Source organism: Tissierella pigra (assembly GCF_018917845.1).
In the GTDB taxonomy this organism is placed as follows: domain Bacteria; phylum Bacillota; class Clostridia; order Tissierellales; family Tissierellaceae; genus Tissierella; species Tissierella pigra.
This window is the reverse complement of record NZ_JAHLPJ010000001.1, coordinates 747,048-758,842: the sequence shown is the minus strand read 5'-3', so window position 1 is coordinate 758,842 and position 11,795 is coordinate 747,048. Positions and strand designations below refer to the sequence as shown.

Annotated in this window: 9 protein-coding genes; 1 reads left to right on the top strand and 8 read right to left on the bottom strand. The window is 29.9% G+C overall.

Annotation, left to right across the window (positions count from 1 at the left end; translation table 11 throughout):
• Positions 1-9: 9 nt before the first annotated feature.
• From mfd to spoVG, 5 genes are all read right to left on the bottom strand, one after another.
• Positions 10-3,525, bottom strand: a complete 3,516-nt coding sequence (gene mfd, locus KQI41_RS03630) for a transcription-repair coupling factor (protein ID WP_216584888.1) — start codon at positions 3,523-3,525, stop codon at positions 10-12.
• A gap of 36 nt (positions 3,526-3,561) precedes the next feature.
• On the bottom strand, positions 3,562-4,143 hold the full coding sequence (gene pth / locus KQI41_RS03625; RefSeq protein WP_216584887.1) for an aminoacyl-tRNA hydrolase: 582 nt from the start codon (positions 4,141-4,143) through the stop codon (positions 3,562-3,564).
• Positions 4,144-4,162: 19 nt separating this feature from the next.
• Entirely contained in the window at positions 4,163-5,110 is a 948-nt protein-coding gene (locus KQI41_RS03620; RefSeq protein ID WP_154439468.1) for a ribose-phosphate diphosphokinase, read from the bottom strand.
• Positions 5,111-5,129: 19 nt separating this feature from the next.
• Positions 5,130-6,515, bottom strand: a complete 1,386-nt coding sequence (glmU, locus tag KQI41_RS03615; protein ID WP_154439469.1) for a bifunctional UDP-N-acetylglucosamine diphosphorylase/glucosamine-1-phosphate N-acetyltransferase GlmU — start codon at positions 6,513-6,515, stop codon at positions 5,130-5,132.
• Positions 6,516-6,833: 318 nt separating this feature from the next.
• Complete coding sequence (gene spoVG / locus KQI41_RS03610) at positions 6,834-7,097, bottom strand: septation regulator SpoVG (RefSeq protein WP_154439470.1); 264 nt, start codon at positions 7,095-7,097, stop codon at positions 6,834-6,836.
• Between the two features lie 283 nt (positions 7,098-7,380).
• Between spoVG and murC the strand changes: the two genes are divergently transcribed.
• Positions 7,381-8,784: a UDP-N-acetylmuramate--L-alanine ligase gene (gene murC / locus KQI41_RS03605; RefSeq protein WP_154439471.1), complete on the top strand. Its 1,404-nt coding sequence runs from the start codon at positions 7,381-7,383 to the stop codon at positions 8,782-8,784.
• Positions 8,785-8,870: 86 nt separating this feature from the next.
• Here murC and KQI41_RS03600 read toward each other — a convergent pair whose 3' ends face one another.
• The 3 genes from KQI41_RS03600 to KQI41_RS03590 all read right to left on the bottom strand — a co-directional run bounded on the left by KQI41_RS03600 (position 8,871) and on the right by KQI41_RS03590 (position 11,644).
• Positions 8,871-9,866 (bottom strand): LCP family protein, encoded by a 996-nt coding sequence (locus tag KQI41_RS03600; RefSeq protein WP_216584886.1) that lies wholly within the window; start codon positions 9,864-9,866, stop codon positions 8,871-8,873.
• A 134-nt stretch (positions 9,867-10,000) separates the two neighbouring features.
• Positions 10,001-10,849, bottom strand: coding sequence for a 3-hydroxybutyryl-CoA dehydrogenase (locus KQI41_RS03595; RefSeq protein WP_154439473.1), 849 nt, complete (start codon positions 10,847-10,849; stop codon positions 10,001-10,003).
• 15 nt (positions 10,850-10,864) lie between these two features.
• Positions 10,865-11,644 carry a short-chain-enoyl-CoA hydratase gene (locus KQI41_RS03590; protein WP_154439474.1) on the bottom strand — a complete coding sequence of 260 codons (780 nt, stop codon included), beginning with the start codon at positions 11,642-11,644 and terminating at the stop codon, positions 10,865-10,867.
• Positions 11,645-11,795: the final 151 nt, after the last annotated feature.

Genomic DNA, 11,795 nt, shown 5'->3' with positions numbered 1-11,795 from the left:
ATAAGCCTTTTAAATATTGTTTCCCTTATAATCAAAACCATGAATCTTTTCAATTAAAGATTTTAATTCATCTAATACATTAGATTTTATTTTGTAATTAAAAGATGGTTCTTGAGATAGATTAAATGATAGTCTTTTTCCATATTCAGTAGATAAATAGTGAAGTAGTTCTACTGAGATTTTATCTGTATCACTAAATTCTAATCGAATTTCTTTATTTATTTGAGTAATACTTTTAATATTATTTTTACTTCCTAAGTATCTAATATAGGAAATATCCATTAGATTTTCAACTTCCTTAGGTAAATCTCCAAATCTATCAATTAACTCATCTAATAATTCCCTATAATCATCTATATTAGAAATTGAAGCAATTTTTTTATATACCTCTATCTTTTGTTCCTCATCTTCGATATATCGTTCTTTAATATATCCATCTACTTTAATGTCCACTGTAGTATCTATACTTTCCTCTACTTCTTCTCCTTTTAATTTTCTAATAGCTTCACTTAAGAATTTTACATATAAGTCATATCCTATGGCTTCAATTTGTCCATGTTGTTCTACTCCCAGTAGATTTCCTGCTCCTCTTATTTCCAAGTCTCTCATGGCAATTTTAAACCCTGACCCAAATTCTGTAAATTCCTTTATAGCTCTAAGTCTTTTTTCTGCAACTTCTGATAAAACTTTATTGGTTTCATAGGTAAAATATCCATAGGCAATTCTATTGGATCTTCCTACTCTTCCCCTTAATTGATATAATTGGGAAAGTCCCATTTTGTCTGCATCATGAATTATTATGGTATTTACATTTGGAATATCTAGCCCTGTTTCAATAATAGTAGTACATACCAAAACATCTACTTCATTTTCTAAAAAACTTACCATTACTTTTTCTAGTTCTCTTTCTGACATTTGTCCATGTCCTATGGCAAAGGTGGCCTCAGGTACTAGCTTCCTAAGAATTGAAGTTATCTTGTCTATGGTATCAACTCTATTATATAAAAAATATACCTGCCCACCTCTCCCTATTTCTTTTAAAATAGCATCTCTAATCATTTGTTCGTTAAATTCAACTACATAGGTCTGTATAGGGTATCTTTCTTCTGGTGGGTCTTCAATAACAGACATATCTCTAATACCAGATAGAGACATATGTAATGTCCTAGGTATAGGGGTGGCCGTAAGAGTTAGTACATCTATTGTCTCCTTAAATTTCTTTAGAGATTCCTTATGTTTTACACCAAATCTTTGCTCCTCATCTATAATCAATAGACCTAAATCATGAAACGAAACATCCTTAGATAATAGTCTGTGAGTACCTACTACAATATCTATTACTCCATTCCTAATATTGTCTATGGCTAGCTTTTGCTGAGACTTAGTTCTAAATCTGCTTAGTACATCGACTTTAATTGGAAAACCTGAAAACCTTTCTACTATAGTATTATAATGTTGCTGTGCTAAAATTGTAGTAGGTACTAGAATAGCAACTTGTTTACTATCCATTACAGCTTTAAATGCCGCTCTTAAAGCTACTTCAGTTTTTCCATATCCCACATCTCCACAAAGAAGCCTATCCATAGGTTTAGGCTTTTCCATATCTTTCTTAATTTCCAAGATACTTCTCAACTGACCATCTGTTTCTTCATAGGGGAATAAATCTTCAAACTCCCTTTGCCAGTTTCCATCTTTAGAAAATTCAAATCCTCTATATGCTTCCCGTTTCGCATATAGTTCCAGTAAATCATGGGCCATATCCTCTACTGCTTTTCTAGCCTTTTCTTTTGTTCTAGCCCATTCAGCACTAGACAATTTATTGACCTTAGGTTTTATACTATCTGATCCAATGTATTTCTGGATTAAGTGCATTTGGTCTATAGGTACATATAACTTGTCTTCTCCCCTATATCTTATGGTCATATAATCTTTTTTAATACCCTGAATATTTAACTGTTCTACACCTTCATAACGACCGATTCCATGGTTTTCATGTACTACATAGTCTCCTACATTTAAGTCGGAAAAGTTAACTTGTTTAGTACCCTTATTTTTTACTTTTCGAGATTTTTTCTTTCCTGCTCCGAATATTTCTTTATCACTTATTACTATGAATTTTAAAAGAGGGTATTCAAATCCCCCTCCAATACTTCCAGGGGTAATAAACACTTGAGAAGATTTGATTTCTGTATTTTTATCCATTAAAAAACTAGACTCTATATCCATATTTACTAAGGTGTGTTGAAGTCTTTTTCCTCTTTCTTCTGTTCCAGAAAGTATTATTACTTTATAGCCTCTATATTTGAAATGATTAATATCCTCTTTTAAGATTTCCATCTTATTGTGATATGAGTGAGTACTTTTAATGGAAAAATCATGAATTGATTTTGGATTAAAGCTATTAGTACCACTTAATAATGCACTATTTGTAATACATATTTTTTCCTTTATCTCTTTTAGGACATCTGTATAATCATATAAAACATTGGAATGAGAAGGTAAAATTTCTCCTACTTCATAAAGGTCTGTAAGCTTTAACCTAAAATTCTCCTCCATAAATTTTATACTTTCTTCTATTCTTTTAGGTTCGTCCATATAAATTAATGCGTCTTCTTTTAAATACTCTATTATAGAAGATAGGTTCTCTTTAGGTATATAGGGAATTATCATTTCTCTGTTGGAAATAAACAATTTTTCTGCCAAACTTTCTTTATACTTGTTGAACTTATTTTCTAAGTTTTCCTTCTCTATTCCACTGATTTTAGTCTTAGATAATGCCCTATTTAAATCCTTGTCTAAATTCTCAATAATATTTTCTCTATAGTCTTCTAAAATTAAAGTTTCCTTTACTGGAGATATAAGTGTATGATCCATTATATCCAAGGACCTCTGGTTTGTAATTTCAAAAGTTCTTATGGAATCCACTTCTTCATCAAATAATTCAATTCTAATTGGATTTGAACTATAAGGAGGAAAGAAATCTATAATTCCACCTCTGATACTAAATTGTCCCACACCTTCTACCATATTAACTCTTTCATATCCTCCATTTATGAGAAGATTTATTAACTTGTCTAAATCTATCTCATCTCCAAGGGATATATTCTTCGAGTAGGATTTAAATATATCTTTAGACATTAGCTTATGAAGTATTGCTTCTATTGAGGTAACTATAAGTAAGTCTTCACCTTCCATAAGTTTAGAAACTATTCCTATTCTTTCATTATTCCTTTCATAACTAAAGGCATCTACTTCATAGAAAACCAATTCTCTTTTTGGTAACAAAACTACATTATTGTTACCTATATTTTTTATATCTTCATATATTTTTTTACTTTTTACTTCATTATAGGTAATAACTAATATTTGTTTTTTAGTATGCTCTTTTAGGGCATAGATAATATGTCCTATACTTTCATCGATTATACCATAAGTACCTATAGGACTAACTTTTCTTTCTATATCTAGTTTTAATTTATTATATGAGTCTAAGCTATTTAACGGATCTATTAAAAAGTTTGACATTTTTTCACCTCTTAGGTAAATACCTCAAGCCCAGGTTTAATCCTGGGCCTTGTTTCCTTTATTATTGAATTTATTCATTGCTTCTTCTATACCATCTTTTATAATAGATTCTACTGATTCTGCTCCAATTAAAATAGATTCCTCAATTAATTTTCTTTCTTCTTTAGAAAATCTACTTAGTACAAAATCTGCTAAATCTTGATTCTCCCTTTTCCTTCCAATTCCTAATTTTATTCTAGGAAAATCATCTTTTTGCAGGTGGTATATTATGGATTTTAATCCATTATGAGAACCAGCACTTCCTCTTCTCTTTATTCTAACAGCACTGAAGTCAATATCAATATCATCTACTATAACAATAATATTCTCTGGAGGAATCTTATAAAAACTAGATATTTCTCTGACTGTAATTCCACTATTATTCATATATGTTTGTGGCTTTACAAGTAGAACTTTGGAGCCTCCTATATTTCCTTCCCCATATACAGATTTAAATTTAATTTTATTTATATTAATATGATTTCTTTCTGCCAATATATCTATTGTATCAAATCCTACATTATGTCTTGTATTTGTATAATCCTTCCCTGGATTACCAAGACCTACTACAACAAACAAAAAATCATCTCCCATTATTTTATTCAAATAACTTGCTTACAGACTCATTATCATGAATTCTTCTTATGGCCTCAGCAAATAGTGGAGCAACAGATACTATTTCTATTTTATCTATTTTCTTATCTGATGGAAGAGGTATTGTATCTGTAATAATAAACTTCTCTAATTCTGAATCTCTTATTCTTTCTATGGCAGGACCTGATAGCACTCCATGAGTTGCACATCCATAAACCTTTTTAGCACCAAAGTTTTTAAGAACTGATGCCGCTTTAGCTATGGTTCCTGCTGTATCTATAATATCATCTACTATGATTACATTTTTTCCATTAATATCTCCTATAACGTTCATTACTTCTGATACATTTGCCTTAGGTCTTCTTTTTTCAATAATTGCTATAGGTAAATCCAAGTGATTAGCAAAAGCTCTGGCTCTACTTACTCCACCTAAATCTGGAGAAACTATTACTGTTTCCTCTTCTATAAAATCTTTAAAGTATTCTGCCAGTATAGGTACACCTGAAAGATGGTCTACTGGAATATCAAAATATCCCTGAATCTGTGCAGCATGTAAATCCATGCTTATTACTCTATCTGCACCTGCTGTAGTAAATAGATTTGCTACTAGTTTTGCTGTAATTGGCTCTCTAGCCTTAGTTTTTCTATCTTGTCTAGCATAACCATAATATGGAATTACAGCATTTACTCTTCCTACAGATGCTCTCTTTACTGCATCTATAAGTATTAATGTTTCCATTAAATTATCGTTTACAGGAGAACAAGTTGGTTGTATTATAAATACATCTATTCCTCTTACAGTTTCATCAATATTTACATTTATTTCTCCGTCACTAAATTGACTGACATCACAAGTACCTAATGGAATACCTAATTCTTTACAAATCTTTTCTGCTAATTCCCTATTTGCATTGCCTGAAAAAACCTTCATGCCACCTCTACCTAAATTCATTTACATATTCCTCCTAAGTTTATTTATCTTTTATTAAGTCTTTCTTTTCCACCCAACCTATCTTATTAACTTGTGCTGCCCTTGCTATAGACAATGCACCTTCTGGAACTTCTTCTACTATTGTAGAACCTGCTGCCACATATCCCCGTGCTTCAACCTTTACAGGAGCTACTAAATTAGAATTACTTCCAATAAAAGAATTATCTCCTACTGTTGTTCTAAACTTTTCTTTTCCATTATAATTTACAAATATAACTCCACAACCAATATTAACATCATGTCCAACATCTGCATCTCCTATATATGCTAAATGTCCAGCTTTTGTATTATCCTTAATAACTGAATTTTTCACTTCAACAAAATTACCTATCTTAACATTTTCACCAATATTGCTATTTGGTCTAAGATGAGCAAAGGGACCTATATGGGTATTTTCTCCAACTTGACTGTCTTCTATAGTTGAAGATTCAATAATTACATTAGAGGATATTATACTATTTACAATTCTAGAATTATTCCTTATAATACAATCTTCTCCTATTTCCGTACTTCCTTCTAAACTCACTCCAGGATAAATAATAGTATCTCTACCTATTTTTACAGTATCTTCAATATAAGTGTTAGAAGGGTCTATTATGGTTACACCATTTTCCATATGCCTTTCGTTAATTCTATCTTTCATTATCTTTTCACTAAAACTAAGTTGTACTCTAGAATTAACTCCATGAATTTCTGTAGAGTCCTCAATTATATAGGCTCCTACTCTATGCCCTTCTTCTTTTAATATACCTATAACATCAGTAATATAGTATTCATTTTGAGCATTATTGTTATCAATCTTACTTAAAGCATATTTTAACAGCTTTCCATCAAAGCAATATATACCTGAATTAATCTCTTTTATTTTTTTCTCTTCTTCTGAAGCATCTTTTTGCTCAACAATTTTAAGTATATTTCCTGAGTCCTCTCTTATTATCCTTCCATATCCTGTAGGTTCCTCAAATATAGCTGTTAGTACAGTAGCTTGGAATCCACTTTTATTATGGTAATTAATCAATTTATTTATAGTTGATTCTGTAATAAGTGGTGTATCTCCATATAGTATTGTTATTGTACTATTATCATCTATGTGATCTATTGCCTGCATTACAGCATAACCAGTGCCATAAGGAATTCCTTCTCCAATAGGCTGTGTTTTAAAGATTATAGGTTCTTCTTTAAAATATTCCTTAGTTATATCTCCGCCATAACCCACTACAACTACATTCTTTTCAACATTTGCACCTTTACTAGCATCTATTACATATTGTAAAATAGGTTTTCCACATACCTTATGTAATACCTTAGGAAGTTTTGATTTCATTCTAGTACCTTCGCCAGCTGCTAATATAATAGAAATATTCATTTTTTACACCTCGATTTCAATTGTCTATCATTATTATTTTAACCCATTTAAAATATAAGTCTACAAAAAAATATAAAATTTAATATAATTTATATTTTTCCTATAAATATAAGGAAGTCTTTTTTTGAAACTATAACAAGTTTTAATTTAAAAATATAAAAAAAGCAGAACATTCCTATCCCTTATAAAAAAGAGCCTCTAACTCTTTTTATAGTAAATAGAAAAATTCTACTTTTTATTTTTCAAATCAATAATTTTCAATTTACTTCAATTAATTTAAACAAAAGTTACCAAAAAGCTTCTATATAGAAGCTTTGGCTATACTGTAGCTAATGATTTCTCGTATTCTTCAAATATGGCTTCTTGAATTTTCTGTCTAGTATCAGCATTTATAGGATGTGCTATATCTCTAAATTCCCCATCTGCCATTTTTCTACTTGGCATAGCAACAAAAAGTCCATTTTGACCTTCTATTATTTTGATGTCATGAACTACAAATTCTTCATCAAAAGTTACTGATACTATTGCTTTCATCTTTCCTTCTTCTGTTATTTTCCTTAATCTTACATCTGTGATTTTCATTTTGTATTTAGCCCCCTTTATTTAAGTCATGAAACTATTGAATATTCTATATATTCTATAAAAGTTTTAAAACTCCTTCTTTTTTTTGAAATTTTTTTTATTTTTTTACTTTTTTATATGAAATTACCATATACTTTACATAATCTATTAAATTTATGTTTAAATATCTTAGGTTTATGATATAATCTATCAGTGACAATTTAATAATATTAGAATAAAATAATATTAATATATATAAGAATGGTAATAATACATATATAGTATCTAAATAGGAGGAAATATTATGTTCAATTTTTGTATAGATAGTAAGGAATATTCAAAGGTTCATTTCATAGGAATAGGTGGTATTTCTATGAGTGGTTTAGCAGAAATTTTATTGAGTGAAGGATATTCTGTAAGTGGCTCAGATGCTAAAGATAGTCCAATAATTGAAAAACTTAGAGATATGGGAGCCAAAATTTACATAAATCATAACGAAGATAATGTAAATGATGCAGATTTAATAATATATACTGACGCCATATCTAAAGATAATGAAGAACTTACAAAGGCTTTCAGCATTGGAGTACCTGTAATAGATAGGGCAACTTTTTTAGGTGCATTAATGAAGAATTATAAAAATTCTATTGCAGTATCTGGTACTCATGGAAAAACTACAACCACTAGTATGTTGTCTACTATATTAAATCGTTCAACACTTAATCCTACTATTCTTTTAGGAGGACAATTAGATGAAATCAATGGCAATGTAAGACTAGGATCTAAAGATTTTATTCTTACAGAAGCTTGTGAATATAAAGGAAATATTTTGAAATATTTTCCCACAATGGCTATTATATTAAATATTGATGCAGACCATTTAGATTTCTTCAAGAATATGGATCACATACTTGATACTTTTGTGCAATATGGTGAGAACCTTTCCAGCCATAGTAGATTATTGATAAATGCAGATGATGGAAACGCAAAAAAAGTTATAGAAAAAACAAAAGCCAAGGTAATTACTTTTGGTAAAAATGGTGATTGGGATTATACTGCAGAAAATATTAACTTTTCTCCAGAAGGGTATCCATCCTATACTCTTAGAATTAAGGGAGAAGGATTATATACTATTCATCTAAATGTAATGGGAGAGCATAATGTATATAATTCTTTGGCCAGTATTGCCGCAGCACATATATATGGTGTGCCTATAGAAGATATTCAAAATAATATTTCTCTTTATTCTGGAGTTCATAGAAGATTAGAACTAAAAGGATATTTCAACGATATAAAAATAATTGATGATTATGCTCATCATCCAACAGAAATTAAGGCATCACTAAATGCAATTAAAAAATCTACTCAAGGTAATATATATTGTGTATTTCAACCTCATACATTTACTAGAACAAAACTTTTACTAAACAACTTCGCAGAATCATTTACAGATGCAAATAAAGTTATAATTACAGATATTTACGCTGCTAGAGAAAAAGATAATGGACTTATTCATTCTAAAGATTTAGTAGATGCAATTATTGATAAAGGATCTGATGCCATTTATTTAGGTTCCTTTAATGAAGTAGAAAACTATTTATTAGATAATATAAAAGAGAATGATATTATAGTAACTATGGGAGCTGGAAATGTTTATATGGTTGGAGATTCAATAATAAGCCAAAACAAAGAAAAAGAAGCAGTATAGAATTGTGAATGTTGAATTCTAATTTAAGAGATTAAAAAAGATTCTGTTTTTTGGTTATTGTAACCAAAAAACAGAATCTTTTTTAATTAACGATTATAGTCTACATTATATATTTCTTCCAATAATTTTCTTGCTTCTTTTTTATCATAAATAAAATAGGATAAAACTTTTTTATTTATTCTCCTAAACTCTGGTTTGCCAGGTAATGTTATCATCTCAAAATCTTCCTTTGTCATTCCTATGGCTTTTCTTCCCCAAGATAAAGAGTCCACCAAACTTATATCTGTTTTAACATGTTTAAATCCCTTTGTAATCACCGTAAGCATATTATCTGAAGCTTTACTTATAAAAGAACTCATAAACTCTTGTTGAGCCTTTATTCTTCCCAAATCGCCATCTCTATATCCCCCTTTATTGTTATTTCCTTTTCTATACCTTAGAAATTCCAATGATTTCTTTCCGTCTAGTATCTGATTTCCTGGTTGTATATCAATTTGCAAGGGTGGTTTTCCTGTAGGGTCTTTATACTTCATATGAATAGGTACATTGACTTCTACTCCACCTAAACTATCAACTATTTTTTCCACACCTTCATAATCAAGCATAACATAATGATGTATTGGTACGTTATCTAAAATATAAGATACAGTCTTTTTAACTCCAGTTACGCCATGTTTTTCATATATACTATTTATTTTTCTTTGTTCTGCAGTATTATATCCTTTTCTATGAATATAAGTATCTCTTGGTATATTCATTAAATTCATTTTTTTAGTATCTGGACAAAAAGAGGCGAAAATAATAGTATCTGTTCTAACATCTTCTAGTCCCATTACTAAAAAATTTATTCTGTTACTTTTTTCTACTGCTTCCTTTAAAGTCGAATAAACTTCTGGTTCCTTTGGTTCCGTCTCTAGCTTTTCCATAATCTTTTTGCTTATATCTAATTGTTCTTTCATGGAATTATCTATATTGGTTTCAAGTTTAATATCTTTTTCTTTTACATAGGAATAAGAACCAATGGATATTGCCATTAAAAAACATATAAAAGATAGAATAAAAACCTTTGAAAAAGTTCTCATATAATGCCACCTTTCTAATGTGGATTCTTATTAGTATATTGTAACCAAAAAAAATAATTTTAAATTTAAAATTACAGAAAAAAATACCCTTCAGTAAACTGAAGAGTATTTTAAAATTAATATTCTATTTAAAATTAATATTCAAAGAAACCTTTTTTAGTTTTTCTTCCTAACAAGCCACCTCTAACCATTTTTCTTAGTAGTGGATGTGCTCTATATTTAGGATCTCCAAACTCCTCATATAAAACATCCATTATTGCTAAACAAACATCAAGACCTACTAAATCCCCTAAAGCTAAAGGTCCCATTGGATGATTTGCACCTAATTTCATAGCTTCATCTATATCCTCTGCAGTAGCTACTCCATCGGCTAAAATACCTACAGCCTCATTTATCATAGGAATAAGTATTCTATTTACTACAAAACCTGGTGCTTCTTCTACTTCCACTGGAGTTTTTCCTAGTTCTTTAGATAATTCTATAATTATATTTTTTGTTTCTTCTGAAGTAGCAATTCCTTTTATAACCTCAACTAATTTCATCATTGGAACTGGATTAAAAAAGTGCATTCCTATAACTTTATCTGGTCTATTAGTTGAGTTAGCAATTTCAGTAATTGATAAAGAAGATGTATTGGTAGCAAGGATTGTATCTTCCTTACATAACTTATCTAGTCTACCAAATATCTCTTTTTTCAGTTCCATATCTTCAGATATGGCTTCAATAACTAAGTCGCAGTCCTTTAAGTCTTCATAGGAGGTAGTTATGGAAATATTGTTTAATATATTTTCCATGTTTTCTTTTGTAATCTTTTCTTTTTCTACTAGTCTATTTAATCCTTTCTCTATAGACTTGATGCTTCCTCTTGGATTTTCCTCATCTATGGCTCTAACCCACATAGTTACATTGTAATCCTTCTGAGCAAAAATTTGTACAATTCCACAAGCCATAGTTCCTCTACCTAAAATACCTATATTTTTCATAAAGCACCTCCGAAATTATTTTAATTTATAATTAGGTATACGTTTTTCTAAAAAAGCCCTCATACCTTCTTTTTGGTCTTCTGTGGAAAAACATAAACCAAATAAATCCTTTTCTATGACCATTCCAGTAGATAAATCTGTTTCTATTCCTCTATTTATTGCAGTTTTAGCATATCTTACAGCAACCTGTCCTTTAGATATAATTTTACTTGCCATTTCCATAGCTGAATTCATTAGATCTTCTGATGCTACTACCTTATTAACTAATCCAATTCTAGCCGCTTCTTCTGCACCAATTATGTCACAAGTAAATATAAGTTCTTTTGCCCTGCCTATTCCAACTAATCTAGCTAATCTTTGTGTGCCAGCAAATCCTGGAATAATTCCAAGTCCTACTTCTGGTTGTCCAAACTTAGCTTTTTCGGAAGCTATTCTTATATCACAACACATAGAAAGTTCACAGCCACCGCCTAATGCAAATCCATTTACTGCGGCAATTACTGGCTTTTCCATTAACTCTATCTTCCTGAATACAGATAATCCCTTTTCAGCAAATTTTCTAGCTTCCATAGAGTTCATATCCTTCATTTCCCCTATATCTGCTCCAGCTACAAAAGACCTACCCTCACCAGTTAGTATAAGTATATAAATATTTTCATCATTATTAATTATGTCTATTGCTTCATTTAATTCATCTAATACTGCTTCATTCAAAGCATTTAATGCCTCGGGTCTATTGATTGATAAAATTCCAATGTTTCCTTCTCTCTTAAATAATAGACTTTTCCAATTCAAACCTATCCCCCCTTAGTAAATTCACGGCTATTATTGTCAATATCATATCAAACTCTTTTTTATAAATCAACACCTTTTATATATTATGTAGGTACTAGTTCTATTAATACATCATTAAATAACAAAAGACCAAATAGCCAAAGCTATTCAG

Coding starts and splice junctions, on each gene's coding strand:
- spoVG (WP_154439470.1), bottom strand. CDS start 7,097: ATGAAAATCACAGATGTAAGATTAAGGAAAATAACAGAAGAAGGAAAG.
- glmU (WP_154439469.1), bottom strand. CDS start 6,515: ATGAATATTTCTATTATATTAGCAGCTGGCGAAGGTACTAGAATGAAA.
- KQI41_RS03620 (WP_154439468.1), bottom strand. CDS start 5,110: ATGAATTTAGGTAGAGGTGGCATGAAGGTTTTTTCAGGCAATGCAAAT.
- KQI41_RS03595 (WP_154439473.1), bottom strand. CDS start 10,849: ATGAAAAATATAGGTATTTTAGGTAGAGGAACTATGGCTTGTGGAATT.
- murC (WP_154439471.1), top strand. CDS start 7,381: ATGTTCAATTTTTGTATAGATAGTAAGGAATATTCAAAGGTTCATTTC.
- mfd (WP_216584888.1), bottom strand. CDS start 3,525: ATGTCAAACTTTTTAATAGATCCGTTAAATAGCTTAGACTCATATAAT.
- KQI41_RS03600 (WP_216584886.1), bottom strand. CDS start 9,866: ATGAGAACTTTTTCAAAGGTTTTTATTCTATCTTTTATATGTTTTTTA.